This is a genomic window from Bosea sp. F3-2, assembly GCF_008253865.1.
Lineage (GTDB): Bacteria > Pseudomonadota > Alphaproteobacteria > Rhizobiales > Beijerinckiaceae > Allobosea.
Window position 1 is genome coordinate 2685476 of the sequence record NZ_CP042331.1, and the last position, 24365, is coordinate 2709840.

The window sequence follows — 24365 nt, forward strand, 5'->3', positions numbered from 1 at the left end:
GACCGGACGCGCCATTGACTGGAAACTCGGAGACTGAAGGGACCATAGTGAGGCTCTGGTCATCAGCCAAACGAATGGTTATGATGTCTCCCAACACTGATATTGATGAGCAGTGATGGGGATCGCCAATGGCTCATGTGCTCGACGCCGATCAGCTCAAGACCTTCGTCGCCATCGCCGATACCGGCTCCTTCACCCGCGCCGCCGAGATTGTCTTCAAGACGCAGTCGGCCGTTTCCATGCAGATGAAGCGCCTCGAAGAGCGGGTCGGCCGTCCCCTGTTCGGGCGCGACGGCCGCCATGCCAAGCTGACGGAGGATGGCGAGCGCCTGCTCGACTATGCGCGCCGCATCGTGCGGCTGAATCTCGAATGCGTGGCTTCCTTCGCCGATGCGGATTTGAAGGGCCGCATCCGGCTCGGCGTGCCCGATGACTATGCCGACCGCTACCTGCCCGAGATTCTCGCCCGCTTCGCCCATTCGAACCCGCGCGCCGAGGTCACGGTCGTCTGTGAGCCCACGCCGATGCTGGCCGAACGGATCGCCACCGGCGACATCGACCTCGCCATCATCACCCATGTCGAAAGCCGCGGACAGGGCGAGATCATCCGGATCGAGCCCCTGCTCTGGGTCACCTCGGCGCGCCACGGCGTGCATGAGGAAGACCCGCTGCCGCTGGCGCTCGGCCGGCCGACCTGCAACTGGCGCCAGGCGGCGGTGGATGCGCTGGAGTCGAAGGGGCGCCGCTTCCGCGTGCTCTATGCGAGCTGGAACTCGACGGCGGTCGGAGCGGCCGTGCTGGCAGGCCTTGCTGTTTCGGTGCTGCCGGAAAGCGCGGTGAGGCCGGGCATGCGTATTCTCGGTCCCTCCGAGGGCTACGCCACCCTGCCCTCCTGCAAGATCGGGCTGCTACGCACCCGCTTCGACCCTTCGGTTCTGTCGAACGCGCTGGCCGAGCACATCATCCAGAGCCTGGACAATCTGGCGAGCTTCAAGGTGGCGGCGGAGTAGGCCGGGAGCTGTCCCGTCTTCGGTGTGCTATTTCGTCAGGCCGGGAATGATCGCCTCGAACAGCGCGTTGAGGCGCGTGCCGATCAGCGTGACGGCGCTGACGATGACGATCGAGACCAGACTGGCGATAAAGGCGTATTCGATCGAGGTGGCGCCCCGCTCGTCGCGAAGAAATCCGGCAAAGCTGGCGGCGATCCGCTTCATGCCGTTAGGTTACGCATGAAGTTTCCGCCAACTGGTTAATTTCGGCGGCAGAATGCGCCGGAAATCGCGATTTCCGGCGTTAGAGCGTTTTTCGATCAGCCTGAACCGTCATTGCGAGCGAAGCGAAGCAATCCAGGGGGACGTAGAGCTCTGCCGCCCCTGGATTGCTTCGTCGCTTCGCTCCTCGCAATGACGGCTCCCGCGATCCAACCTGATCGAAAAATGCTCTAGCCTGGCCAGAAGTTCACACGGCCAGCTCGGTCATCACGGGCTCGACCCTGCCATTCCAGGCGGAGCGGAAACGCTCCTCCAGGCGCTGGGCAAGGTTCTGCCGGCGCGCCACGATCTCGTGCAGCGGCGCGAGGAGGACGCTCTCGTCCTGGCCAGCTGCATTCCGGTTCGCCCGCCGCGCCAGCCCTGCCCGCGACAGCTCCAGAACCTCCGCAGCGATCTCGCTCAGCTGACGCCCGGCGATCGTCGCCGCAAGCCCCTGCTTCGGGACGGCGTCGCGCAGGGCCTGGCGCTCCTGCGCGCTCCAACCCTTCACGAGGTCCCAGGCGGCGTCGAGCGCCGAGCGATCATAGAGCAGTCCGACCCAAAAGGCCGGCAGGGCCGCCAGCATTTCGGGCGGGCCGGCATCGGCGCCGCGCATTTCGAGGAAGCGCTTCAGCCGGACCTCCGGGAACAGGGTCGAAAGATGGTTGGCCCAATCCGACATGGTGGCGCATTCGCCGGGCAGCTGCGGCAACTTGCCGGCCAGCAGATCGCGGAAGGAAGCACCGGCGACGTCGTGATAGGTGTCGCCGCGCTTGACGAAATACATCGGCACGTCGAGCGCCCAGTCGACATAGCCCTCATAGGACATGCCTTCGTCGAAGGCGAAGGCGAGCATGCCGGAGCGGTCATTGTCGGTGTCGCGCCAGATTTCGGAGCGCATCGACTGGAAGCCGTTGAGCTTGCGTTCCAGGAAGGGCGAGGAGGCGAAGAGCGCCGTCGCCAGCGGCTGCAGGGCGAGCGAGACCCGGAGCTTGCGCACCATGTCGGCCTCGGTGGCGAAGTCGAGATTCACCTGCACCGTGCAGGTCCGGAACATCATGTCGAGACCGAGCGTGCCGACCTTCGGCATGTAGTTCGCCATGATCTTGTAGCGGCCCTTGGGCATCACCGGGGTCTCGGCGCGGGTCCAGAGCGGCGAGGCGCCCAACGCCGTGAAGCCGATACCGTGCGGCGCCGCGACCGCCTTCACATCGGCGATATGGGCGGCGAGTTCGCTCTGCATTTCGTGCAGTGTGGCCAGCGGCGCACCAGACAATTCGAACTGGCCGCCCGGCTCCAGCGAGATCGCGCCGCCACCATCCGGGCCGGCGAGGCCGATGATGTTGCCGGCGTCGACGATCGGCTCCCAGCCGAGACGTTGCTGCATGCCTTCGAGCAGGGCGCGGATGCCGCCCGCTCCGGCGCGGCCCTCATAAGGGACCGGCGCGAGGTCGCTGCGGTAAAATGGGAATTTCTCGTGTTCGGTGCCGATACGGAAGGACGATTCCGGTTTCTCGCCGGCTGCGATCCAGGAGATCAGTTCATCCTTTGAACCGATCGGGGTCGAATCGGACACGTCGCGAGCCATGGGCGCTCCGCCAGAACAGACATGAACAACCCGTCGCCCGCCGGCGAGAGCCGGGAGCAGCAGGTTTGGGACGACAGACATAGGCGAGCGCCGGACGCTCGACAACGACCCGGCTCTTGCATTCGCGAAAGGGCGCCCGGCGCTGGCAGCAGATCTCGCGCGACCTTGAGCCGGCTTTCAGCAGGCGCGGCGCAGAATCTGCCGGGCGCGACCGAGCTCCCCCCGCCCCCAACTCACAATCAGGCCGCCATGGGTACCATACCGCTACGCCTGCCAGAAATCCTCGCGCATGATGTCGCGCATCGCCGGCGCCGGCTCGGCATTGATCGCGAGATTGCGCAGCCGATAGCGATCGCAAGCGCACGCGCCAACGTTCCGCTCAGCGCCGCGACCAGTCCCCGAGCGTGGCCTGGACCACGGCGAGTGCTGCGACGGCCGCGGTGTCGGCGCGCAGGATGCGGGGGCCGAGCGAAATCGGCAGGGTGTTGGCGCGTGCCCGGATCAGCCGACGCTCCGCCTCGTCGAAACCGCCCTCCGGACCGATCAGCACGGCCAGGGGAGCAGGCTTCCGCGCCGCCAGCGCCGTGATGGGGCTCGCCTCCTCTGCTCCCTCGTCGCAGAAGACGAGCAGTCGCTCCGGCGCGAGGCCCGCGAGGGCCGCTTCAAGCGGCTTCTCGGCCTCGACCGCGGGCAGGCTCAAAATGCCGCATTGCTCCGCTGCCTCGACGGCATTGGCGCGCATCCGGTCGAGATTGAGTCGCGACACCTGCGTGCGCCGTGTGATGACGGGCTGCAGGACCCCGGCCCCCATCTCGACCGCCTTCTGCGCCATATAGTCGAGGCGGGCGTGCTTCAGCGGCGCAAAGAGATAATGCAGATCGCTGTCCGGCGGCTGCGGCTTGACCTGCCGCAGGAGGGAAAGCGCCGCCTGCTTGCGCCCTTCGGGAACGAGGCTCGCCAGCCATTCGCCGTCGCGCCCGTTGAAGACGAGCACGGTGTCGTCGGCCTTGAAGCGCAGGACGTTGAGCAGATAATTCGCCTGCTCCCGCTCCAGTGGAAGCGTCGTATCCGCCGCAAAAGCGCGGTCGATGAACAGCCGGTGGCGGGCGAAATCGGGAACGGACATGTGGGCAGGCGCCTCCGCGACTGATCTTGGCTGTGGAAAGTGGCATGAAAAACGCCACAATCTTGAACTAGCAGCGAGCAGCTCCCGACACAGGAAGAGTAGACTCGCAAGGGTCGTTCGCGTTAACAGCGCCTGCTGTTAGGGACATATTTAAGAACCGGCCAGATCGGCTGGCAAGCTGGAGAGGGACATCATGCGGCGCGGGTTGGCATATGGCGTGGTCGCGACGATCGGCCTGGCCGTGGCTTCTATGATGTCTGCCGCACCGGCCCAGGCCCAGATCTCCGGCTGCGAGCAGATCCAGAAGCTGCTCGCTGAACGCCAGTCGATCGTCGCCCGGCTCCAGGCCGCGCAGAAGGCCAAGAAGAAGATGACGCCGCAGGATGCCTGCAGCACCTTCGGCCGTCTGGTCAACAATGGCGAGGCCGCGATCAAGTTCGCGAGCGCCAACCAGGATTGGTGCCAGATCCCGCCTGCCTTCATCGATGGCATGAAGACCGACAACCAGAAGGTCGTGACCTTCCGCACCCAGGCCTGCAACGCCGTGAAGCAACAGGCCGCGATGCAGCGCAAGGCTCAGCAGCAGGCGCAGGGCGCCAGCCCCTTCGGCGGCGCCGATTCCATCACCAGCGGCGCCGGCGGCGGCATGCGCGTCCCGCAAGGCGCGCTCTGACCGGCGGGCTCGGCCATGCCGGAGCCGACACCGCTCCACGCCACCTCCGGGCCTGACACCGTCCTCCCCGACGCGCTCAAGGGGCATTGGGTCGATACCCGTGCGCCGCGCGCGACCCGCCCCTTCCTGAAGCTCGCCCGCATCGAGCGGCCGATCGGCTGGTGGCTCCTGCTGCTGCCCTGCTGGTGGGCGGCCGGGCTCGCCGCGATCGCCGCTGGCCGGCCCTATCCCGACCCCTGGCATGGCCTGCTCTTCCTGATCGGCGCGATCCTGATGCGCGGCGCCGGCTGCACCTTCAACGACATCGTCGACCGCAAGCTCGATGCGGAAGTGGCGCGCACGCGCGGCCGCCCGCTGCCCTCGGGCCAGGTGACGGCCAAGGCGGCGGCGCTGTTCATGATCGCGCTGTCGCTCGGCGGGCTCGCCGTGCTGCTTCAATTCAACCGCTTCACGATCCTGCTCGGCATCGCCTCGCTCGCGATCGTCGCGATCTATCCTTTCATGAAGCGGATCACGAACATGCCCCAGTTCGTGCTCGGGCTCGCCTTCTCATGGGGCGGGCTGCTCGGCTGGAGCGCCGTGTTCGGGCGGCTCGATCCGCCGGCCTATCTGATCTATGCGGCGGCAATCGCCTGGACGGTCGGCTACGACACGATCTACGCGATGCAGGACATCGAAGACGACGTCATAGCGGGCATCAAATCGAGCGCACGCTATTTCGGCGATCATACGCGCGAGGCCGTGGCGCTGTGCTTTGGGCTGGCGGTATCGCTGACGGCCGTCGCGATCTGGCTTGTCGGAGGCGGGGTCTTCGCCTGGCTGGGGCTTGCCGCCTTTGCCGGCCATCTCGGCTGGCAGGTTACGCGCATTGCCGGCGCGAGCGCGCCGGAAGCCCTCATGCTGTTCCGTTCGAACCGCAATGCCGGGCTGCTGCTGGCCGCAGGACTTGCGCTCGACGCGATCGGCCGCGCGCTGCTGGCCGGCTAGAGCAGGCAGGATTTTACACGGAACCACGCCGTCATTCCGGGGCGGGCCGCAGGCCCGAGCCCGGAACCCATGAACACGACAGCCCGTCGAGAAGGCGCCGATCCGACAAGTCTGCGCGTCTGATCTCGTGTTCATGGGTTCCGGGCTCTTCGCTTGCGCGAAGCCCCGGAATGACGGCGGAGTTTCGTCAAAACCCAGCAAGCTCTAATCGGTCAATCTCTCGCCTGACACGATATTCGGAAGCTCCGCCAACCGACCGGTCTTGCGGCGCGTCAGAAAGCGAGGGCGGCGGCCGTTGAGCAGACCGTGACGGCGCCTGATCCGCACGGGCCCAAGCGCGACGCGGCCGATCTGCGGGAACGGCTCGCTCACCGCGCCATCGGCGGTCTCGAGCAGCAACGGCAGGCCGCTCGCCCGACCGAAATCGCGCCAGAGCGCGACGGCATCGGCCTCGTCGGCACAAGCCACCACGATGGAGCGGCCGTCGCCAGCTGTCAGCGCCAGTTCGAAGCGCTCATCGTCTCCTGCCGGGTTGGCCAAGCGCAGGGCGACGCCCCGCCAATTGGCCGAGCCGCGCAGGATGCGCACGGAGGCCAGGCGTTCGATCGCTGGCGCGACCGGACGGGCCGGCATCGGGTTGTGGGGAACGATCGCTGTGGTTGTCGAGCCGCCGGGGAAATGCGGCACAAAGCCACCTTCCCCGGCAGCCGGCGTGACGCTGGCCATCGGTTTTAACGCCTCTCTTGATCCCTGCCGCAGCGGAGCCCTCTGTCGATGCCGGGGCTCTCGTGCTTGCCAGGCGAGATTGGGCGGCAGCCGTGTCCGAGCACTTAAGGCGTTGGGTTAAAGGATGGTGTTTTCGCCGCTTCAGCACCCTGACGGCCCTGTTTCCGGTCTGATGCTTGACGGAATCTTTCGCAGCACGACCGCATTTTCGGCTTGAAACAGCGACTTTCGCGGCCGATACGGGGGGCATGAGTGCAATGACGCTACCGATCGCGGCCGAACTGATGAAGGCGGCCTGCGAAAGCTGCCTGGAAGCCGGCACCCTGGCACTCGATCTCTTCCGGCCCGGCGCGCAGACGGCAGCACGCACCTGGGCCAAGAGTGGCGGCTCGCCGGTGACGGAGGCCGATATCGGCGTCGACACCTTCTTGCGAATCCGTCTCTCCGTGCTGCTGCCGGAAGCCGCCTGGCTCTCCGAGGAGACCGTCGACGACGCGCAGCGCCTGACGCATCGCTTCGTGTGGGTCGTCGATCCGATCGATGGCACCCGCGCCTATATGAGCGGCTCGCCCGACTGGGCGGTCTGTGTCGCGCTGCTCGATGCTGGCACGCCGGTCCTCGGCATCGTCCACGCCCCCGCCTGCGATGCAACCTACACGGCCGTACGCGGCGCGGGCGCCAGCCGCAGCGGCGAAACCATCCGCACGTCACTGGCAGACCGTCTCGCCGGTGCGAAGATCGCCGGCCCCAAACCCATGCTCGACATGCTGGCTCAGTCCGAGAATTTTGAGGCTGCCGGCAAGATTCCCTCGCTCGCACTCAGGCTGGCACGGATCGCGGACGGCACGATCGATGCCGGGCTGATCTCGCCCGACGCGCGCGACTGGGATCTGGCGGCCGCGGATCTGGTTCTGAGCGAAGCCGGTGGGCAGTTGAGCGATGCGGCTGGGCGATCCGTCGCCTATAACCGCCCCAACCCGGTTCACGGGATGCTGATCGCCAGCAACAATGCACTAGCAAACCCGTTGCTGCATGCGGTCGAGCGATTGCGCGACGGACGGACGCAGCCCGTCTGAAGTTTTTTTGGAAGCTTGCCGTCCGGCCGGCTCGCATGCGCGGCCGGGATGGCTTATGGGGGCGGCGCAAGCCCCCGCAGGAGATATCGATGAGCGCGGAACCCGATCAGAAGCAGCTTCTCCATCTCGTCTTCGGTGGCGAACTCGCCTCGCTCGACGGCGTCACCTTCAAGGATCTGGCGAAGCTCGACATCGTCGGGGTCTTCCCGAACTACGCCAGCGCGCATATGGCCTGGAAGGCCAAGGCCCAGCAGACCGTCGATCAGGCACAGACGCGCTACTTCATCGTGCACCTCCACCGTCTTCTCGACCCGGAAACAGCCAAGGGCTGAGCCGGCGCAAAATTTCGGCATCAGGCAGATGGGCTTTTCCATCCTCAAGACGCGTGTGGCGCAGGAAACGCTCGGCCGGTTGCTGGCCGGCTATCTGCGCCTCGTGCAGCGCACCAACAAGATCGTGTTCGAACCGGCGGACGTCTACGATCACGTCCGGCCGGAGCTGCCGCTCATCTTCGCGATGTGGCATGGCCAGCACATCATGATCCCCTTCGCCCGGCCGGAGTGGATGCCGGCCTGCTCGCTGGTCTCCCGCCATGGCGATGGCGGCTTCAACGCGGTGGCGCTGCGCGAGCTCGGCATCGGCGCGATCCGCGGCTCCGGCGCGCGGCCGGGGCACAAGGTTCGCGAGAAGGGCGGCGCCCCCGCCTTCCTCGCCATGCTGCGCCGGCTCGCCGCCGGGGAGACGATGGTGCTCACCGCCGACGTGCCGAAACGCGCCCGCGTCGTCGGTCCGGGTATCATTACCCTGGCGCGCGCCTCCGGCCGGCCGATTCGCGCGGTCGCCGTCGTCACCAGCCGCCGGATCGACTTCAACAGCTGGGACCGTGCCTCGATCGGCCTGCCCTTCGGGCGCTGCGCGATCGTTGTCGGCGAGCCGATCCTGATCGCGCGCGACGCCGATGAGGCGGCGCAGGAAGAGGCACGCCTCGCATTGCAGGCGAGCCTCGACGACGTCCATGCCCGCGGCTACGCGCTCGTCGGCAGCCGCGATCCCGGCGCCGGCCTGCGCGAGCAACAGCAGACCGCCGGAGCCCCCGCATGAGCGGCAAGGGCGCGATCTTCAGAGCCTATCGCTACACGACCGCGCTCCTCGAACCGGCCGCGGCGGCGCTTCTGCTCATGCGCCAGCGCCGCGGCAAGGAAGATCCCGAGCGGATTTCAGAGCGACGCGGCCATCCGGGCGTCAAGCGGCCGAACAAGCCGCTGGTCTGGCTGCATGGCGCCAGCGTCGGCGAGACGGTGACGCTGCTGCCGCTGATCGCAAAGCTGCAGAAGCGCGGCCTCGCCGTGCTGGTCACCTCCGGTACGGTCACCTCGGCCAAGCTTCTGGCAGCGCGGCTGCCGGCCGGCGTCATCCACCAATATCTGCCGCTCGACGTGCCGCGCTACATGCGCCGTTTCATGGAACACTGGCGGCCCGAGCTCTGCCTGATCTGCGAATCCGAAATCTGGCCCAACCTGCTGATTGAGGCGCATCGCCGCTCGATTCCGGTGGTCATGGTCAACGGGCGCATGTCCGAGCGCTCTTTTGCGCGCTGGTACAAGATGCCGAAGACCTCGCGCTTCCTGCTCTCATGTTTCGAGGCCTGCCTGGCGCAGTCGCAGGCCGACGCAGAGCGGCTCGCCCAGCTCGGCGCGCCGCGCGTCAGCGTCGCCGGCAATCTCAAATTCGACGTGCCTGCCCCACCCGCCGATCCCGGCATGCTCGCCATCCTCGACGGCATGACCACCGGCCGGCCGGTCTGGATCGCCGCCAGCACGCATCCGGGCGAGGACGAGCTGGTGCTTGCCGCCCATCTCGCGATCAAGCCCTATCTGCCGAAATTGCTGACCATCATCGCGCCGCGCCATCCGCAACGCGGCCCCGACATCGAGGCTCTGGCGCAGGCCAACGACGTCGCCGTCTCGCGCCGCGCCGCCGGCGAGAACCCGGAGCGCGACGTCGACCTCTATGTCGCCGACACCGTCAACGAGCTCGGGCTGTTCTACCGGCTGTCGCAGGTCGCCTTCCTCGGCGGCTCTCTGGTCGAGGGCATCGGCGGGCACAACCCGATCGAGCCGGCCAAGCTCGGCTGTGCGCTGCTGCACGGCCCCTATGTCCACAACAACGCTGAGATCTTCGCGGCCTTCGACCAGGATAGCGGCTCGCGCTCCGTCCCTGACGCGCAGGCCCTCGCCGGCGCGGTGCATCGCTGGCTGAGCGATCCGGCGAGCGCCCGGCAGGCGGCGCGGGCGGCGGCGCAGACGGCGAGCCAGCTCGGCGGCGCCCTCAACCGCACCCTCCACGCCATCGAGCCGTTGCTGATGCGCGCCGCGCTCGAACAGCGCGAGCCCACACCCTGATGCCGCGCGCGCCGCGCTTCTGGTGGCAGACGCGCCCGACGCTTGCGGCCACGCTGCTGCGGCCGCTCGGCTGGCTCTACGGCATGATCACGCTGCGGCGCATGCGTCAGCCCGGCGCCGAACTGCCCGTACCCGTCATCTGCATCGGGAACTTCGTCGCTGGCGGTGCCGGCAAGACGCCGACGGCGATCGCCGTCGCTGACATGCTGGCGCGGCGCGGCGAGACGCCCTTCGTGCTGATGCGCGGCTATGGCGGCCGACTTGCCGGCCCCGTCGAGGTCGACCCCGCCGGGCATGCCGCGGCCGATGTCGGCGACGAGCCGATGCTGATGGCGCGCCATGTCCGCACCGTCATCGCCCGCGACCGGCTCGCCGGGGCGCGGCTGGCGCACGGGCTCGGCGCCAGCGTCATCGTCATGGATGACGGGCTGCAGAATCCCGCGCTCGCAAAGCGGTTGAAACTGGCCGTGGTCGACGGGGCAAGCGGCGTGGGCAACGGACTCTGCCTACCCGCCGGCCCCTTGCGGGCGCCGCTTGTCGACCAGATCGGCGAGGTCGATGCCGTGATCGTCATCGGTGAAGGCGAGGCTGGCCGGCAAGTGGCAGCTGCCGTGCGCTCTCAAGGACGCCCTGTGATCGGCGCGCGGCTGGAGCCGCTTGCCAGCGCAGCACAGCGGCTGAAACGACGAGAGGTTCTGGCGCTTTCGGGGATCGGCCGGCCCGAGAAATTCGCGGCAACGTTGCGCGAGATCGGCGCCACCCTAGTCGCCGAGCGCGCCTTCGGCGATCACCATCCCTACACGGATGGCGATATCGCCGCAGCCATCGCTGAGGCCATGGCGCGCGGCGCGCTGATCGCCACAACCGAGAAGGACTGGACCAAGCTCGCCGCCCGCTGGCCCGATGCAGAGGCTAACCGGCTCGTCGTGCTGCCGGTCCGGCTGGTCTTCGCCGAACAAGCGCCGATCGAAAACCTGCTCGCAGGCGCGTTTAGAGCCGGTCCGATCAGGTTGAATCGCTGAAGCCGTCATTGCGAGGAGCGAAGCGACGAAGCAATCCAGGGGGACTGGGTGAGACGTTCAACCCAGTCCCCCTGGATTGCTTCGCTGCGCTCGCAATGACGGCGCCCGCGATCCCCTTGATCGGAAGCGCTCCGGCATGGATCCCGGGTCAAGCCCGGGATGACGGCGTGTTTCCGCGTAAAACTGGCAGGCTTTAAGCCCGCCCGGCCCGGCGCAGCCTGAGCATCACGGCTTCCGGTGAAGCATAGGCCTCCTGCCACTCGATCGACCAGTAGCGCAGATCCTCCAGCCGGATCGGCACCGAGGTCACGGCACAGCGCACGAAGGCACCGGGCTTCACGACGCGGAACTCGCCGGGGCCGTAATCGATGACCGCCTCGGGGCCGCTCGGAGGGAGACGCTCGCTGATGTTCATCAAATTCGCATCAAATCATTGATCGGGAAACGGAAAGCCGGAATACTCCGCCGCTTGTGATAACCCTCTGGTCGGCGATGTCCAGTCTCCAGCGCCTCGCGGCGTGTCTGATGAGCCTTGCACTGCTTGCAGCCCCCGCCGCCCTGGCGGCGGGCTATGAGCGCGTGTCCATTCCGATGGACGGAGGCCATCTCGACGGCGTTTTCTATCGTCCGGCGGGCCCCGGCCCATTCCCGGCTGTCGTCGCCCTGCATGGTTGCGGCGGTCTGTGGCGCGAGCAAGGCAAATTGTCGGTTCGTCACACGGATTGGGGCGAGCGGCTCGCCGCCGCCGGCTTTGCCGTGCTGATGCCTGACAGCTACGGCTCACGCGGTCTCGGCTCGCAATGCGGCGTCAAGGACCTGACGGTGCGGGCCGGTCGCGAGCGCGTGGCCGATGCCGCCGCGGCGCGGACCTGGCTGCAGCAGCGCGCCGACATCAAGCCGGGCATGATCTCGCTCCTCGGCTGGTCGGGTGGTGGCTCGACCGTGCTGGCCGCGATCCGCATGGAACGTGTTCCCGCTGACGGCAGGCCCGACTTCAAGCGCGCCATCGCCTTTTATCCAGCCTGCCGGCTGCAATCGGAGTCCCCGACCTTCTCCGCCCGTCTGCCCCTGCTGATCCTGATGGGGGATGCCGACGACTGGACCCCGGCAGCGCCCTGCGGCTACCTCGCCAAGGCCGCGCAGGCACGCGGCGAGCAGGTCGGCATCGTGCTCTATCCCGGCGCGCTGCATGATTTCGATCATCCGCGTCTGGAGGTCAGGGAGCGCGAGAACATCGCCTATTCCGCGAGCGGCACCGGCAAGGTCACCGTCGGCACCAACATGGCCGCACGGGAAGACGCGCTGAAGCGCGTCGACGGCTTCCTCAACATGCCCTGAGCGTCAGAATAGATCGCCCTGCGTCCCGGACGCCGGTCCCTTGCGGGCCGGACGCGGCGCCATCGGCTTCGTCCCGCCGGGCTCGGCCCCGGAGACGGTGACGCCGAAGCTGCCATCCGCCAGCTGGACCGTCAGCGCCCGGCCCGGCTGGGCGTCGCCGACACTGCGCACCAGCGCGCCGGCCTCGTCGCGGATCAGGGCGTAGCCGCGGGACAGCACGGCCTCCGGGCCGAGCGAGCGGATCAGAGCCCAGAGCGAGGCGAGCCGGTCCGCGCTTCGATGCAGAGCCTGCCCGAAGGAGCGCTCGGCCCGATCCGCCAGAACCGTGCCGCGATCGCGACGCTGGACCAGGCTCTGGCCGAAGGCATTGCGCGCTCGCGTTTCCAAAGTCGTCAGCCGATCGCGGGCATGAGCGATGCGGGTGCGCTCCTTCTCCAATGCATTCGTTCGAGCGTTTGCAAGGACGCGCGCAAAGCCCGCAAGTTCGGCCCTCAACTGAGCAAGCGCAACGCGTGGCGAACGTGCCACCAGCCGACGCGACAAATCCTGCAAAGCTAGCTCATGGACGCGCGCGTTGCGGGCCAGCGCCGGGGCGAGCCGCGTCGCGGCGAGATCGAGCCGCTGGCGTGGACCGGACAGCACCGCCTCCGGGCCCGGCAGCGCGCGGGCGAGCGCGCGCAGGTCGCTGCGGCGGCGATCGGAGAGGCGGCGCATCGCCCCGTCATGGCGGCGCGAGAGATCGGCGACGAAGCCCATCAACTCCGCCCGCACCGGCACGACCTTCTCGGCCGCACCGGTCGGCGTGGGCGCGCGCAGGTCGGCTGCGAAATCGATAAGCGTCGTGTCGGTCTCGTGACCGACGGCAGAGACGAGCGGAATCTGCGAGGCTGCGGCCGCGCGGACCACGATCTCCTCGTTGAAACTCATCAGGTCTTCAAGCGAGCCGCCGCCGCGCGCGACGATGATGACATCCGGGCGCGGGATGCGCCCGCCTTCCGGCAGCGCGTTGAAGCCGGCGATGGCGTTGGCGACCTCGGCGGCGCTGGTCTCGCCCTGCACCCTGACCGGCCAGACCAGGACATGGCGAGGAAAGCGGTCCTCGAGCCGGTGCAGGATGTCGCGGATGACCGCGCCGGTCGGCGAGGTGACGACGCCGATGACCGAGGGCAGATAGGGAATGAGCTGCTTGCGCTCCTCGACGAAAAGGCCCTCGGCGGCGAGCCGCTTGCGGCGCTCCTCCAGCAGGGCCATCAGCGCGCCGACGCCGGCCGGCTCCAGCGAATCGATGACGATCTGGTAGCTCGACTTGCCGGCGAAGGTGGTGATCTTGCCGGTGGCGATGACCTCAAGGCCTTCCTGCGGCCGCGTCTTCAGCCGGCCGAAGACGCCCTTCCAGATCACCGCATCGATCTTGGCGTTGGTGTCCTTCAGCGAGAAATAGACATGGCCGGAGGCGACGGGGCCGCGATAGCCGGAGATCTCGCCGCGCACGCGCACGAAGCCGAAGGCGTCCTCGATCGTGCGCTTCAGCGCGCCGGAGAGGTCTGAGACAGTCCATTCCGGCGCATTGCCGGTCGGCAGAGACGATTCGCGATCCATGGCCGGACCATAGCGGGACGGGCGAAGCAGCAGAAGCGTTGCCCACACGGCGCCGGAGGGGTATTGCGCCGGAGACGATGCCTGCCCGCCTCACGCGGGTCATCCCGGCCAAGCCGCAACGCGGCGCAGAGCCGGGATCCATGCCTGAGCCTTGCCGTTAGAGGCTCAGGCATGGATCCCGGGTCTCCCTTCGGTCGCCCGGGATGACTGCGAACAAGGCGAGCGCATATCCGAGCAAGCGGAGACGGCGATGAAGATTCTTCTGATCGGTTCGGGCGGACGGGAACACGCGCTCGCCTGGGCGATTTCGGCCTCGCCGCTCTGCGACACGCTGTTCATCGCACCGGGCAATCCCGGCACGGCGCAGTGCGGCGAAAACGTCGCGGTCGATATCGCCGATCATGCCGCCGTCGTCGCCTTCTGCCGGCTGCAGGGGATCGACCTCGTCGTCGTCGGGCCGGAAGGCCCGCTCGTCGCCGGCATCGCCGACGATATCCGCCAGGCCGGCATCAAGGTCTTCGGCCCGTCCAAGGCCGCAGCCCAGCTTGAAGGCTCGAAGGGTTTCACCAAGGAGCTTTGCGCTGAATTCGCGATACCGACCGCCGGCTTCGGCCGCTTCAGCGATGCGGCTTCCGCCAAGGCCTATGTCGCGGCCCATGGCGCCCCGATCGTGATCAAGGCCGACGGGCTCGCCGCCGGCAAGGGCGTGATCATGGCCGAGACGCTGGATGAGGCGAACGAAGCCATCGAGATGATGTTCGCGGGCGGGCTCGGCTCGGCCGGCGCCGAGGTCGTGATCGAGGAATGGATGATCGGCGAGGAGGCGAGTTTCTTCGCGCTCTGCGACGGCGCGCATGCGCTGGCGCTGGCCTCGGCGCAGGACCACAAGCGCGTCGGCGACGGCGACACCGGCCCGAACACCGGCGGCATGGGCGCCTATTCACCCGCGCCCGTGATGACGCCCGCGCTGGAAGAGCGCGTCATGGCCGAGATCATCCGGCCGACGCTCGCCGGCATGGCCAAGCGCGGCACGCCCTTCCAGGGCGTGCTCTATGCCGGGCTGATGATCACGGCGCAGGGGCCGAAGCTGATCGAATACAATACCCGCTTCGGCGACCCCGAATGCGAGGTGCTGATGCCGCGCCTCAAGAGCGACATCCTGCCGGCGCTGCTCGCTTGCTGCGACGGCGTGCTCGACAATGTCGATCTGCGCTGGCGCGATGAGGCTGCACTCACCGTCGTGCTCGCGGCGAAGGGCTATCCAGGGAAACCCGAGACGGGCAGCGTCATCCGCGGTATCGAGCAGGCCGAGGCGCTGGACGAGGTGCTCGTCTTCCATTCCGGCACGAAGCTGGCGAATGGCGAGCTCGTCGCCCATGGCGGGCGTGTGCTCAACGTTGTCGGGCTCGGCAGGAGCGTCGGCGAGGCGCAGGCGCGCGCCTATCAGGCGGTCGACAGGATCGACTGGCCGGAGGGCTTCTGCCGCCGCGACATCGGCTGGCAGGCGGTCAAGCGCGAGCAAGGCTGACAGGGCGGCCGGCACGACCTATATTGCCGTCATCGATGGATGACGCTCGGCAGAGGTGGCGATGAGCGTGCTGATCATAGATTCCGAGACTGATCGGCTCGTCCGCGAGCTTGCGTCGCGCACGGGCGTGACCCCAGCGGAGGCGGTGAAGATCGCGGCGGAAGAGCGGCTCGCGCGGCTGCCCGCTCATGCCCGGAAAGGACGCTTCGATCCCGAGAAGCTCGAGAAGATACTCGCACAGATCCGGTCCTATCCGCTGACCAACGAGCATCTGACCGATGATGAGATCATCGGCTATGATGAGAACGGTGTGCCGTCCTGATCGTCGTCGACAGCTCCGCCATCATCGCCATCCTGCGCGACGAGCCCGAGGCTCGGTGGTTCAGGTCGATCATCGGCGGAAGTGATGACGCGATCTGCTCGATGGTGACGTTCGTCGAGAGCTACATGGTCGCAACCGGTCGATATGCCGGGACGCCGCCATCGCTGCATCATACCTTCCTGAGCACTCTCGGCATCGGCATCGCTCCCACCGACGAACACCCACGCTCGCCGCCGAAGCTTTTCTTCAGTTCGGGAAAGGGCGCCATCCCGCCGGCCTCAATCTCGGCGACTGCTTCTCCTACGCTCTTGCCAGATCTGTGAACGCACCCCTGCTCTACAAGGGGGACGATTTCAGCCGGACGGACATCATCTCCGCCGCCGAAGCAGGAGTGCAGCCGTGAGCAACATCGATACCCTCTTCCCCGGTTTCAAAGCCCATTGGATCGACGGGCCGATCGGCAAGATCTTCGCGCGCGTCGGCGGCGAAGGTCCGCCGCTCGTGCTGATTCACGGCTTTCCGCAGACCCATGCCGAATGGCACCGGACGGCGCCGGAGCTGGCGAAGACGCATACGGTCGTCTGCCCCGATCTGCGCGGCTATGGCTGGTCGGCCGCGCCGCATGGCGACGGCGGCAAGGAGACCTACAGCAAGCGCGGCATGGGCGAGGACATCGTCGCGGTGATGGAGGCCCTCGGCCATCTGCGCTTCGGCGTGATCGGCCATGACCGCGGCGCGCGCGTCAGCTACCGGCTGGCTCTCGACCATCCCGGCCGTGTCGAGCGGCTGGTGCTGCTCGACATCCTGCCGACCGTCTCGATGTGGGACGGCATGAACGCGGCCCGCGCCATGCAGGTTTATCACTGGACCTTCCTGGCACAGCCCGAGCCGATCCCTGAGAACCTGCTCAAGGCCGACCCCGTCGGCTGGCTCGACCGCACCATCGCAAGCTGGAGCCGGGCGAAGAACCTCGACCTGTTCGACCCGCTGGCGATGCAGTCCTACGCGGAATCCTTCGCCGACCCGTCGCGCACCCACGCCGCCTGCGAGGATTATCGCGCCGGCGCCACCACCGACATCGAGCACGACAAGGCCGATCTCGCCGCAACCAAGCGCATCCTTTGCCCGACGCTGGTGCTCTGGGGCGAAGCCGGCATCCCGGCCAAGGGCGCAAGCCCGCTCGAAATCTGGCGGAAGACCTTTGCACCGCAGGCCGAAGGCCAGGCAATCGACAGCGGGCACTTTCTGCCGGAAGAGAACCCGCAGGCCACGCTGGCGGCGCTGAAGCCCTTCCTGGCGCAGGCCGTGGCCTGAGCCGGGCTGCGGATAGGAGGTCATGGCAGGTTCCCGCAGCGCCGACCCTCCGCAAGGCGGCAATAGCACGCCCGAGATCGCGCTCGTGCTCGGCGCCGGCGGGGCGCGGGGGCTCAGCCACATCGTGGTGCTCGAAGCTCTCGACGAACTCGGCCTCAAACCCGTGCAGATCTCCGGCTGCTCGATCGGCGCCATCGTCGGCGCGGCCTATGCTGCCGGGCTTTCCGGCCGCGATCTGCGCGAACATGTGCTTTCGACCTTCCGCGACCGGGCGCGCGCGGTCGCGCGACTGCTCGAGGCCCGCATCGGCCGGCTCACCGATCTCGTGCGCGGTTTAGGCAACCCGGTCCTGATCGACGGCGAGCGGCTGCTCGACCTGTTCTGGCCGGAGGCGGTGCCGGATCGTTTCGAGGAGCTGGCGATCCCGTTCACCGCGGTCGCGGCGGATTACCACCGTCACACCGAGGTCATACTGGGCGACGGGCCGCTGACGCCGGCTGTCGCCGCCTCTCTTGCCATCCCCGGGCTGGTGCGGCCGGTCGCGCTCGGCGGGCGCGTGCTGATCGACGGCGGCGCCATCGATCCCCTGCCCTATCGGGAGCTGCTGGCGCCCGGCCGCATCGTCGTCGCGGTCGATGTCAGCGCGCCGACGACCGCGACGAGCGACACGCGCATTCCCGGTGCGATGGAGGCGATCGTCGGCGCCTCGCAGATCCGCACCCGCACGCTGGTCCAGCGCATGGTCGAGCAACAGCCGCCCGACATCCTGATCCGGGCCGGCGCCGATCGCATCGGCGGGCTCGACTTTTTCAAGGCGAAGGCGATCCTCGCGGCGGCGGAGCCGATCAAGGACGAGGTCAAGCGAGCGCTGGAGCGGGCTCTCGCAGCCGCGGGCTGACCGGCTCCGGCGCATCGCAGCGGAATCCGGGGAGCGCTATCTCGAGCACCGCCCTGCCCTCCTCGGTCAGGATGACGGCGCGGCTGTCCTTGCGGCGGCGGACCCAGTCCATCTCGAAGCAGCGGCAGGCCAGCGCCGCCGCGAGATGGCCGGCCAGATGCGGGCGGCGCTCGCTCCAGTCGAGGCAGGGCCGCAGCGCCGCACGGCGGCTCCGGCTGCTCGCATCGGGATCGATCCCGAGTGCGGCGAAGATCGCCTTGCCCGACGCCGTCAGCGCATAGCCGCCCTCGCTGACGGCGAGATGGCCGCCGGCCATCAGCGCATCATGGATGCCGATGCCCAGCCGGCCGGCGAAATGGTCGTAGCAGGTGCGGGCCTGGCTCAGCTCCGCGCCGACCCGCGAAGGCAGGCGCCGGCTCGTCCCGTCCTCCAGATGGGCCAGCACCATCAGGCCTTCCAGCGCCGTCGCCACCTCCGGCCCGGCGAGGCGGTAATAGCGGTGGCGCCCCTGCGCCGCGACCGCGATCAGCCCGCCCTGCATCAGCTTGGCGAGGTGGCCGCTCGCCGTCTGCGGCGCGACGCCGGCGATCCAGGCGAGCTCCTTGGCCGTCAGCGCACGGCCATCCATCAGCGCGTGCAGCATGTTGGCGCGGGCCGGGTCGCCCATCAGATGGGCGATCTCCGCGAGATAGGGACCTTGCGTGCTCATGACCGCATGATGCGCCATCGTCGCCGCGTCGCAAGCGGGAACACTACGGCGCCGGCCGTAGCATCGGGCGGCGACAGCCACCGCAGGCAATGTCACAAGCAGGACATGGACAACACGACTCTCCTCCTCTTCGTCACCGCGACCTTCGTGCTCGCCGGCTTCGTCAAGGGCATGATCGGGCTGGGGCTGCCGACCATTGCCGTCGGCATCCTCGGCGTGGTGATGGCGCCAGCGCAGGCAGCGGCGCTTCTGGTCGTGCCCAATCTCGTCACCAATGGCTGGCAGATCACGACCGGCCCGAAGCTCGGCGCGACGCTCCGGCGGCTCTCGCCAATGCTGGCCGCCATCTGCATCGGCACCTGGGCCGGCGCCGGGCTGCTGCAGCAGGAAAAGGATGGCACGGCCACGCTCTGGCTCGGCCTTGCGCTCGTGCTCTATGCGCTCGTCGGCCTGAAGGCGGCGAAGCTGCGCGTGCCACCGGCCTGGGAAGGCTGGCTCGGCCCCGTCATCGGGTTGACGACGGGTGTCGTCACCGCCGCGACCGGCGTCTTCGTGCTGCCGGCCGTGCCCTATCTGCAGGCACTCGGCTTCGACAAGGACGAGCTGGTGCAGGCGCTCGGCATCTCCTTCATCGTCTCGACATTGGCGCTGTCCTTCGGCCTGATCGGCGCCGGGGCGCTCAACGGGTCCGTCGCCTGGCAGTCGCTGCTCGCCCTCGCTCCGGCGCTTCTCGGCATGGGGGCCGGCCAGTTCATCCGCAGCCGCATCTCGCCGGCCACCTTCAAAGTCTGCTTCTTCGCCGGTCTGCTGGCGCTCGGTACCTATCTGAGCTGGCGCAGCCTTGCATAACGGCCCGCATCTTGCTTAAGGACGCGAGGGGGAGCACATCGCCGGTCTTAACCAAGCGCTAACCATAGGAGCGCAGCCTCGACCGGCAGCAACAGGAGCGCCTGCATGGATGCCTTCACCATGGTCATCATGGCCTGCGTCGCCGGCGAAGCACACTGCGCCACCAACCGGATCAGCGAGATGGAGTTCACCTCCGTCCAAGCCTGCGAGGCGCGGATCGACGACATCACCCGCTCGATGACCAAGGAATTCAGCAAGCGCCCTGAGTTCAAGGGCCGGCAGGTGACCTACGACGTCTCCTGCATGGATCGCGCGCAGCTCGCGCAGAAGTTCGGCATAAACTCGTCGGACACCTGAGCCGCTTCGCTCCCGAACCTCTCCGTCATTCCGGACAAGCCGCGTTAGCGGCGCCGATCCGGAATCCATCGAAGGGTGCCACGCTCTACGATGGATTCCGGGTCTGCGCTTCGCTTGCCCGGAATGACGGGGTGTGGGCTACCGACGCTCGCGGAAGAAGTCCCTGAGCAGCGTGGCAGCCTCGGTCTCGCGCAACCCGCCATAGATCTCGGGCACGTGGTGGCAGGTCGGGCTCTCATAGAGCCTGACGCCATTCTCGACCGCGCCGCCCTTCGGGTCGGCCGCGCCGAAATAGAGCCGCCTGATCCGAGCGAAGGAGATCGCCGCCGCGCACATCGGGCAGGGTTCGAGCGTGACGTAGAGATCGCTGCCGATCAGCCGCTCGCTGCCGATCGCGTCGCAAGCGAGCCTGAGCGCCAGCATCTCGGCATGGGCAGTCGGATCCTTCAGCTCCAGCGTGCGGTTGCCGGCGCTGGCGAGGACCGCGCCGTCGCGCACCACCACCGCACCGACCGGCACCTCGCCGCGCAGCGCAGCAGCCTTCGCCTCGTCGAAGGCGAGCGCCATCGCGTCGAACGCGGACGATGATTGCGGTTTCGACATCATAAACCCCAGCTTTGACGCTCGCAGCGAGGGAAAGCCTCTGCTACAAGCGCCGGTTATAGCGAATAAGCGAGCCAGGCCCTTCCCGCAAAGCGGTTGTGCTCGGCCGGCTCAGGAGCAGCCATGAAAGACGACGACAACAACAGAGGCCGCGGCCCACGCAAGGGCGGCGGCGCCGGCGGCCGTGGCGGCGGCAAAAGCTTCGGCGGCAAGGGATTCGGCGGCCGCTCCGGCGGCGAAGGCAGGGGCCCGGCACGCGACGGCGAACGCAGGCCGTTCCGTAGCCGTTCGGCCAGCGAAGACCGCCCTGCCCGCGACGATGAGCGCAAGCCCTTCCGCGGCCATTCTGGCGGCGACGAGCGCCCCGCCCGCCGCTTCGAGCGGCCGGCCGGCAGCGAGGGCGAGGCCCCGCGTCCGCGCCGCTTCGACGGCGACAGGCCAGCCCGCTTCAAGGCCGAGGGCGAAGACCGCGGTTTCCGCGAGCGTTCGGGCGAGGAGCGTCCGCGCCGTCCGGCCAGGACGGGCGATCGTCCCTTCCCCGCTCGGGACAGGGGGCATGGCGGTGCCGATCGGCCGCCGCGCGGCGAGGGCCGTGATGGCGAGAAGCGCTTTTCGCGCCCGCGTTCGCCGCGCTTCGAGGGCGCTGCCAGCCATGAGGATCGGCCGCGCCGCCCGCACGAGGCTCCGGCCGAGCGCAAGCTGATCACGGCGGACGAGCCGGAGCGCATCGCCAAGGTGATGGCGCGTGCCGGCGTCGCCTCGCGTCGCGACAGCGAAGCGATGATCGAGGAAGGCCGCGTCAGCGTGAACGGCACGGTGCTGGAAAGCCCGGCCTTCGACGTGAAGCCGACCGATATCGTGCTGATCGATGGCGAGCCGATGCCAGCCCGCGAGCGCACGCGGCTGTGGCTCTACCACAAGCCGCGCGGCGTGGTGACGACCAATTTCGACCCGGAAGGCCGGCCGACCGTCTTCGACGTGCTGCCGGAGGACCTGCCGCGCGTGCTCACCATCGGCCGGCTCGACATCAACACCGAAGGCCTGCTGCTGCTCACCAATGATGGCGGGCTGGCGCGGGTGCTGGAGCTGCCTGAGACCGGCTGGCTCAGGCGCTATCGCGTGCGCGCCTTCGGCGATGTGACGCAGGACGTGCTCGACACGGTGAAGGACGGCGTCACCATCGACGGCATCCAGTACGGCCCGGTGACCGCCCGCTTCGAACGCAAGCAGGGCTTCAACACCTGGCTGACGGTCGATCTGCGCGAGGGCAAGAACCGCGAGGTCAAGACCGTGCTCGAGCATCTCGGGCTGACAGTGAACCGGCTGATCCGTGTCTCCTTCGGCCCCTTCCAGCTCGGCGACCTCGCCGAGGGCGAGGCCGACGAGATCCGTTCGCGCGTGCTGCAGGACCAGCTCGGCACCGAGCTCGCCGCGAAGGCGGGAGCGGATTTCGAGTCGCCGCGTCGCGACGCCCTGCCCGCCGCGCCGCGCCCGGCTCCGGCCGGCGACGACCGCCCGCGCCGACGCCGCGACGCCGCCGAGGACCAGCACGAGGCGCGCCGCGAGGCGGTGCGTGAATTGCGCGGCGACAAGCCATGGACCCGCACCGTCTGGCGCGATGCCGAGACGGAGCCGCAGCGCGAGCGCAAGGCGCCGCCGCGCCGTGGCGCCGACCCCAAGCTGGAACGGCAGAGCCGCGAGGAAAGCGGCACCGTGGCGCGCCGGCGCGACAAGGCTATCGCCGATCCCAAGGGCCGGCGCGTGCTGGTCGAGCGCGTCAGCGCCCCGACGCGCGAGGAGCCGGTAGCTCCGCGAGAGAGCAAGCGCAGACCCGACCGCAAGCCGCGCCACGAACGCGGCGGCGAAGAGTCCCGTGCCCCGCGCTCCTTCGACCGCCCCAGCGGTGGCGAGAGGCCGGCGCGACGTCCGCGCGAGGATTTCGGCGGACGCGACCGCGCCGAGCGACCGGACCGCGCCCCTCGCGACGGAGCCGAGCGCCCCGCCCGCCGCTTCAGCGAGCGGCCGGCCGAGGACCGGCCGCGCGGCCGCAGCTTCGGCGACAAGCCGGGCGGCAAGAGTTTCGGGGCTAAGAGCTTCGGCGCCCGCTCCTCGGAGCGGCCGGCCGGTGGTGGACGCCCCTTCGGCGGCAGGCCGAGCGGCGGGCGGCCGGGCGGCGGCAAGGGACCGCGCCCCGGTGGCAGCGGCCCGCGTGGCGGCGGCAAGCGCGGCTGATCGATGCGGATCGTCGGCGGACGCCTGGGCGGCCGGCCTCTGGCCGGGCCGAAGCCGGGGATCGGCAGCATCCGACCGACCTCGGATCGCCTGCGCGAATCCCTGTTCAACGTGCTCGTCCATGCCTATGGCGATGCGGTCGAGGGTGCGCGCGTGCTCGACCTCTTCGCCGGCACCGGCGCGCTCGCCTTCGAGGCGCTGTCGCGGGGAGCCGGCTTCGCGCTCTTGGTCGAAGACGGCACCGAGGCGCGCGGCATCATCCGCGAGAACCAGATGGCGCTCGGCCTCGCCGGCTTCAGCCGCATCTTCCGCCGCGACGCCACCAAGCTCGGCCCGATCACCGGCATGGCGCCGTTCGGCCTCGTCTTCTGCGACCCGCCCTATCGCAAGGGGCTGGGCGAAAAGGCGTTGGTATCGGCCCACGAAGGTGGATGGCTGGAGGGCGATGCTCTGATCGTGCTGGAAGAGGCGGCGGACGCCGAGATCGCGCTGCCGGCAGGGTTCGAGGAGCTGGAGCGGCGGACGTATGGCGAGACGCAGGTGATCCTGCTACGGACATCATAGACAAAAGGCCGCCGCCAATCGGCCCACGACAGCGAACTTATCCCCGGCTCCAGTTCCGCGCTTAATCTCCGTATCCGTCGCGGAGACGAAGCGCCGGATGCCAATCCTACGATCCATCGAACCTTGCGGGCACGCCCGCATAGCGCGCCGCCATGCTGTTGCATGTCAGCTGGCCGGCGAGCGCATGATGCGCGCCCTCGCCCGGTTGCGGGCGCGTCGAGAAAGGCGGGTTCGACCCCAATCAGCCGCGCGTGCCAGCCGGCAGCCCGGAGGGCGGGCAGTGGACCGGGGGCGACGGCTCCGGGCAGAGCCGGCAGCCCGGCATCGGCGACAACGGTGGGCCGGCGCTCGATCCACTGAAGGGGCCCGACGTCCGGTCGAAGGACAAGGTCTCGAAAACCCAGGCCGCCAAGGCAGTGGCCAAGGCGAATGCGCGGCGGGCGGGGCGTATCGGCGCCATCATCACATTGATCGAGGCGGGGCATTGGCTCTACTCGGAATATCTCTCGATCAGATCCTATCAGGACGCGCCAAAGACGCTCGCGGAGCTTCAGCAGCATGCCGGCCAGAGTCGCCCCGGCTATGATGACCATCATATCGTCGAGCAGGGTGCGGGATCGCGCGAGCGCTTTCCGCGCTCCGCTGTCGACGGCATAGACAACGTGATCAGCATTCCGCGATACAAGCATCATGAGATCACGGGATGGTTCAATCGGCGGAACCCGGATTTCGGCATGCTAACGCCGCGTGATTACCTTCGCGGCAGAGATTGGGCCGAGCATGTGCGGGTTGGCCATCGAGCCTTGCGCCAATTCAAGGTTCTCAAATGAAACAGAAGCAAGACATCAAAGCTCTGTCGAACACCGAGATCCTCAAGCTTTTCGAGCGGCTTTGTGTCGAGCAATACGACGCGATCGAGCGCAATGAAAACGCGCGAGCCAATCGCTTGATCCTGAAATCATGGGCGCTGGAAACAGAACTCAAATCCCGCCCCGGAGATCAGAGGCGCGTTCTCATGAAACTGTTCGGCCACCCCAACATGCAGGTCCGTCTGGCCGCCGCTCGCGCCAATCTCGCCGTCGATTACGTCGCCGCACGGCGCGAGCTTCAGGCCATCGTCGACGAGCAATGGTTCCCGCAAGCCGGCGACGCCGGCATGACGCTGGAGCACCTCGATTCCGGCTTCTACCGGCCGACCTAAC

At 68.3% G+C, this 24365-nt stretch carries 28 protein-coding genes; 20 read left to right on the forward strand and 8 right to left on the reverse strand.

What is annotated here, in order from left to right; all coding sequences use genetic code 11:
* The first annotated feature begins 128 nt into the window (after positions 1-128).
* On the forward strand, positions 129-1010 hold the full coding sequence (locus FQV39_RS12390; RefSeq protein ID WP_149130562.1) for a LysR substrate-binding domain-containing protein: 882 nt from the start codon (positions 129-131) through the stop codon (positions 1008-1010).
* A gap of 27 nt (positions 1011-1037) precedes the next feature.
* On the opposite strand, the gene FQV39_RS12395 is transcribed toward FQV39_RS12390, so the two are convergent.
* The 3 genes from FQV39_RS12395 to FQV39_RS12405 all read right to left on the reverse strand — a co-directional run bounded on the left by FQV39_RS12395 (position 1038) and on the right by FQV39_RS12405 (position 3964).
* A complete protein-coding gene (locus tag FQV39_RS12395) occupies positions 1038-1214 on the reverse strand; it encodes a Flp family type IVb pilin (RefSeq protein ID WP_187640260.1) in 177 nt (58 codons plus the stop codon).
* A 244-nt stretch (positions 1215-1458) separates the two neighbouring features.
* On the reverse strand, positions 1459-2838 hold the full coding sequence (locus tag FQV39_RS12400) for a glutamate--cysteine ligase (protein WP_149130563.1): 1380 nt from the start codon (positions 2836-2838) through the stop codon (positions 1459-1461).
* A 379-nt stretch (positions 2839-3217) separates the two neighbouring features.
* On the reverse strand, positions 3218-3964 hold the full coding sequence (locus FQV39_RS12405) for a 16S rRNA (uracil(1498)-N(3))-methyltransferase (protein ID WP_149130564.1): 747 nt from the start codon (positions 3962-3964) through the stop codon (positions 3218-3220).
* Positions 3965-4157: 193 nt separating this feature from the next.
* Here FQV39_RS12405 and FQV39_RS12410 point away from each other — a divergent pair, with 193 nt between their 5' ends.
* Entirely contained in the window at positions 4158-4637 is a 480-nt protein-coding gene (locus tag FQV39_RS12410; RefSeq protein ID WP_149130565.1) for a hypothetical protein, read from the forward strand.
* A 15-nt stretch (positions 4638-4652) separates the two neighbouring features.
* The gene (gene ubiA, locus FQV39_RS12415; protein ID WP_149130566.1) at positions 4653-5624 is read left to right on the forward strand and encodes a 4-hydroxybenzoate octaprenyltransferase; all 972 of its coding nucleotides are present in this window, start codon (positions 4653-4655) and stop codon (positions 5622-5624) included.
* Positions 5625-5828: 204 nt separating this feature from the next.
* Here the strand turns inward: ubiA and FQV39_RS12420 are convergent, their stop codons facing one another.
* Entirely contained in the window at positions 5829-6350 is a 522-nt protein-coding gene (locus FQV39_RS12420) for a DUF6101 family protein (RefSeq protein WP_149130567.1), read from the reverse strand.
* Positions 6351-6598: 248 nt separating this feature from the next.
* On the opposite strand from FQV39_RS12420, the gene FQV39_RS12425 reads away from it, so the two are divergent.
* The 5 genes from FQV39_RS12425 (at position 6599) to lpxK (ending at position 10850) form a co-directional block, all read left to right on the forward strand.
* Positions 6599-7426 (forward strand): 3'(2'),5'-bisphosphate nucleotidase CysQ, encoded by an 828-nt coding sequence (locus tag FQV39_RS12425; RefSeq protein WP_149130568.1) that lies wholly within the window; start codon positions 6599-6601, stop codon positions 7424-7426.
* A gap of 89 nt (positions 7427-7515) precedes the next feature.
* Positions 7516-7758 (forward strand): DUF4170 domain-containing protein, encoded by a 243-nt coding sequence (locus tag FQV39_RS12430; protein WP_149130569.1) that lies wholly within the window; start codon positions 7516-7518, stop codon positions 7756-7758.
* Positions 7759-7786: 28 nt separating this feature from the next.
* Entirely contained in the window at positions 7787-8527 is a 741-nt protein-coding gene (locus FQV39_RS12435) for a lysophospholipid acyltransferase family protein (RefSeq protein WP_349238590.1), read from the forward strand.
* On the forward strand, positions 8524-9828 hold the full coding sequence (locus FQV39_RS12440; protein ID WP_149130570.1) for a 3-deoxy-D-manno-octulosonic acid transferase: 1305 nt from the start codon (positions 8524-8526) through the stop codon (positions 9826-9828). Before FQV39_RS12435 ends, FQV39_RS12440 begins: the two co-directional genes overlap by 4 nt.
* Complete coding sequence (lpxK, locus tag FQV39_RS12445) at positions 9828-10850, forward strand: tetraacyldisaccharide 4'-kinase (protein WP_149130571.1); 1023 nt, start codon at positions 9828-9830, stop codon at positions 10848-10850. Before FQV39_RS12440 ends, lpxK begins: the two co-directional genes overlap by 1 nt.
* Before the next feature lie 193 nt (positions 10851-11043).
* On the opposite strand, the gene FQV39_RS12450 is transcribed toward lpxK, so the two are convergent.
* On the reverse strand, positions 11044-11265 hold the full coding sequence (locus FQV39_RS12450; protein ID WP_149130572.1) for a DUF2093 domain-containing protein: 222 nt from the start codon (positions 11263-11265) through the stop codon (positions 11044-11046).
* Positions 11266-11375: 110 nt separating this feature from the next.
* On the opposite strand from FQV39_RS12450, the gene FQV39_RS12455 reads away from it, so the two are divergent.
* Entirely contained in the window at positions 11376-12188 is an 813-nt protein-coding gene (locus FQV39_RS12455; RefSeq protein WP_248313343.1) for a dienelactone hydrolase family protein, read from the forward strand.
* 3 nt (positions 12189-12191) lie between these two features.
* On the opposite strand, the gene xseA is transcribed toward FQV39_RS12455, so the two are convergent.
* Positions 12192-13787, reverse strand: a complete 1596-nt coding sequence (gene xseA / locus FQV39_RS12460; protein WP_149130574.1) for an exodeoxyribonuclease VII large subunit — start codon at positions 13785-13787, stop codon at positions 12192-12194.
* A gap of 250 nt (positions 13788-14037) precedes the next feature.
* Here xseA and purD point away from each other — a divergent pair, with 250 nt between their 5' ends.
* The 5 genes from purD to FQV39_RS12485 all read left to right on the forward strand — a co-directional run bounded on the left by purD (position 14038) and on the right by FQV39_RS12485 (position 17849).
* Positions 14038-15315 (forward strand): phosphoribosylamine--glycine ligase, encoded by a 1278-nt coding sequence (gene purD, locus FQV39_RS12465; protein ID WP_149130575.1) that lies wholly within the window; start codon positions 14038-14040, stop codon positions 15313-15315.
* Between the two features lie 61 nt (positions 15316-15376).
* On the forward strand, positions 15377-15637 hold the full coding sequence (locus tag FQV39_RS12470) for a type II toxin-antitoxin system VapB family antitoxin (RefSeq protein ID WP_149130576.1): 261 nt from the start codon (positions 15377-15379) through the stop codon (positions 15635-15637).
* Positions 15637-15960 (forward strand): type II toxin-antitoxin system VapC family toxin, encoded by a 324-nt coding sequence (locus tag FQV39_RS12475; protein WP_282570334.1) that lies wholly within the window; start codon positions 15637-15639, stop codon positions 15958-15960. Before FQV39_RS12470 ends, FQV39_RS12475 begins: the two co-directional genes overlap by 1 nt.
* A 76-nt stretch (positions 15961-16036) precedes the next feature.
* Positions 16037-16951 (forward strand): alpha/beta fold hydrolase, encoded by a 915-nt coding sequence (locus FQV39_RS12480; protein WP_149130577.1) that lies wholly within the window; start codon positions 16037-16039, stop codon positions 16949-16951.
* Between the two features lie 22 nt (positions 16952-16973).
* Positions 16974-17849: a patatin-like phospholipase family protein gene (locus FQV39_RS12485; protein ID WP_149130578.1), complete on the forward strand. Its 876-nt coding sequence runs from the start codon at positions 16974-16976 to the stop codon at positions 17847-17849.
* On the opposite strand, the gene FQV39_RS12490 is transcribed toward FQV39_RS12485, so the two are convergent.
* On the reverse strand, positions 17809-18558 hold the full coding sequence (locus FQV39_RS12490) for an ArsR/SmtB family transcription factor (protein WP_149130579.1): 750 nt from the start codon (positions 18556-18558) through the stop codon (positions 17809-17811). The two genes, FQV39_RS12485 and FQV39_RS12490, sit on opposite strands and share 41 nt — an antisense overlap.
* Positions 18559-18663: 105 nt before the next feature.
* On the opposite strand from FQV39_RS12490, the gene FQV39_RS12495 reads away from it, so the two are divergent.
* Both FQV39_RS12495 and FQV39_RS12500 read left to right on the forward strand, forming a co-directional pair.
* Entirely contained in the window at positions 18664-19407 is a 744-nt protein-coding gene (locus tag FQV39_RS12495; RefSeq protein ID WP_149130580.1) for a sulfite exporter TauE/SafE family protein, read from the forward strand.
* A 105-nt stretch (positions 19408-19512) separates the two neighbouring features.
* Positions 19513-19764, forward strand: coding sequence for a hypothetical protein (locus FQV39_RS12500; RefSeq protein WP_149130581.1), 252 nt, complete (start codon positions 19513-19515; stop codon positions 19762-19764).
* A 138-nt stretch (positions 19765-19902) separates the two neighbouring features.
* Here the strand turns inward: FQV39_RS12500 and FQV39_RS12505 are convergent, their stop codons facing one another.
* Positions 19903-20367, reverse strand: coding sequence for a nucleoside deaminase (locus FQV39_RS12505; RefSeq protein ID WP_248313398.1), 465 nt, complete (start codon positions 20365-20367; stop codon positions 19903-19905).
* Between the two features lie 123 nt (positions 20368-20490).
* Here FQV39_RS12505 and FQV39_RS12510 point away from each other — a divergent pair, with 123 nt between their 5' ends.
* From FQV39_RS12510 to FQV39_RS12525, 4 genes are all read left to right on the forward strand, one after another.
* Positions 20491-22599 carry a pseudouridine synthase gene (locus tag FQV39_RS12510; RefSeq protein ID WP_248313345.1) on the forward strand — a complete coding sequence of 703 codons (2109 nt, stop codon included), beginning with the start codon at positions 20491-20493 and terminating at the stop codon, positions 22597-22599.
* A gap of 3 nt (positions 22600-22602) precedes the next feature.
* Complete coding sequence (rsmD, locus tag FQV39_RS12515; RefSeq protein WP_149130582.1) at positions 22603-23163, forward strand: 16S rRNA (guanine(966)-N(2))-methyltransferase RsmD; 561 nt, start codon at positions 22603-22605, stop codon at positions 23161-23163.
* 251 nt (positions 23164-23414) lie between these two features.
* Positions 23415-23993 (forward strand): hypothetical protein, encoded by a 579-nt coding sequence (locus FQV39_RS12520; protein WP_149130583.1) that lies wholly within the window; start codon positions 23415-23417, stop codon positions 23991-23993.
* Complete coding sequence (locus FQV39_RS12525; protein WP_149130584.1) at positions 23990-24364, forward strand: DUF2019 domain-containing protein; 375 nt, start codon at positions 23990-23992, stop codon at positions 24362-24364. The genes FQV39_RS12520 and FQV39_RS12525 overlap by 4 nt, the downstream gene beginning before the upstream one ends.
* The last annotated feature ends 1 nt before the right edge of the window (position 24365 follow it).

Bases quoted from the DNA above. Each gene is read 5' to 3' on its own strand.
- ubiA (WP_149130566.1), top strand. From the start codon at position 4,653: ATGCCGGAGCCGACACCGCTCCACGCCACCTCCGGGCCTGACACCGTC.
- FQV39_RS12450 (WP_149130572.1), bottom strand. From the start codon at position 11,265: ATGAACATCAGCGAGCGTCTCCCTCCGAGCGGCCCCGAGGCGGTCATC.
- FQV39_RS12425 (WP_149130568.1), top strand. From the start codon at position 6,599: ATGAGTGCAATGACGCTACCGATCGCGGCCGAACTGATGAAGGCGGCC.
- FQV39_RS12410 (WP_149130565.1), top strand. From the start codon at position 4,158: ATGCGGCGCGGGTTGGCATATGGCGTGGTCGCGACGATCGGCCTGGCC.
- FQV39_RS12400 (WP_149130563.1), bottom strand. From the start codon at position 2,838: ATGGCTCGCGACGTGTCCGATTCGACCCCGATCGGTTCAAAGGATGAA.
- FQV39_RS12440 (WP_149130570.1), top strand. From the start codon at position 8,524: ATGAGCGGCAAGGGCGCGATCTTCAGAGCCTATCGCTACACGACCGCG.
- FQV39_RS12435 (WP_349238590.1), top strand. From the start codon at position 7,787: ATGGGCTTTTCCATCCTCAAGACGCGTGTGGCGCAGGAAACGCTCGGC.
- FQV39_RS12395 (WP_187640260.1), bottom strand. From the start codon at position 1,214: ATGAAGCGGATCGCCGCCAGCTTTGCCGGATTTCTTCGCGACGAGCGG.
- FQV39_RS12430 (WP_149130569.1), top strand. From the start codon at position 7,516: ATGAGCGCGGAACCCGATCAGAAGCAGCTTCTCCATCTCGTCTTCGGT.
- FQV39_RS12470 (WP_149130576.1), top strand. From the start codon at position 15,377: ATGAGCGTGCTGATCATAGATTCCGAGACTGATCGGCTCGTCCGCGAG.
- xseA (WP_149130574.1), bottom strand. From the start codon at position 13,787: ATGGATCGCGAATCGTCTCTGCCGACCGGCAATGCGCCGGAATGGACT.
- FQV39_RS12455 (WP_248313343.1), top strand. From the start codon at position 11,376: ATGAGCCTTGCACTGCTTGCAGCCCCCGCCGCCCTGGCGGCGGGCTAT.
- FQV39_RS12405 (WP_149130564.1), bottom strand. From the start codon at position 3,964: ATGTCCGTTCCCGATTTCGCCCGCCACCGGCTGTTCATCGACCGCGCT.
- FQV39_RS12495 (WP_149130580.1), top strand. From the start codon at position 18,664: ATGGACAACACGACTCTCCTCCTCTTCGTCACCGCGACCTTCGTGCTC.
- FQV39_RS12510 (WP_248313345.1), top strand. From the start codon at position 20,491: ATGAAAGACGACGACAACAACAGAGGCCGCGGCCCACGCAAGGGCGGC.
- FQV39_RS12525 (WP_149130584.1), top strand. From the start codon at position 23,990: ATGAAACAGAAGCAAGACATCAAAGCTCTGTCGAACACCGAGATCCTC.
- FQV39_RS12505 (WP_248313398.1), bottom strand. From the start codon at position 20,367: ATGTCGAAACCGCAATCATCGTCCGCGTTCGACGCGATGGCGCTCGCC.
- FQV39_RS12390 (WP_149130562.1), top strand. From the start codon at position 129: ATGGCTCATGTGCTCGACGCCGATCAGCTCAAGACCTTCGTCGCCATC.
- FQV39_RS12485 (WP_149130578.1), top strand. From the start codon at position 16,974: ATGGCAGGTTCCCGCAGCGCCGACCCTCCGCAAGGCGGCAATAGCACG.
- FQV39_RS12500 (WP_149130581.1), top strand. From the start codon at position 19,513: ATGGATGCCTTCACCATGGTCATCATGGCCTGCGTCGCCGGCGAAGCA.
- FQV39_RS12420 (WP_149130567.1), bottom strand. From the start codon at position 6,350: ATGGCCAGCGTCACGCCGGCTGCCGGGGAAGGTGGCTTTGTGCCGCAT.
- lpxK (WP_149130571.1), top strand. From the start codon at position 9,828: ATGCCGCGCGCGCCGCGCTTCTGGTGGCAGACGCGCCCGACGCTTGCG.
- rsmD (WP_149130582.1), top strand. From the start codon at position 22,603: ATGCGGATCGTCGGCGGACGCCTGGGCGGCCGGCCTCTGGCCGGGCCG.
- FQV39_RS12490 (WP_149130579.1), bottom strand. From the start codon at position 18,558: ATGAGCACGCAAGGTCCCTATCTCGCGGAGATCGCCCATCTGATGGGC.
- purD (WP_149130575.1), top strand. From the start codon at position 14,038: ATGAAGATTCTTCTGATCGGTTCGGGCGGACGGGAACACGCGCTCGCC.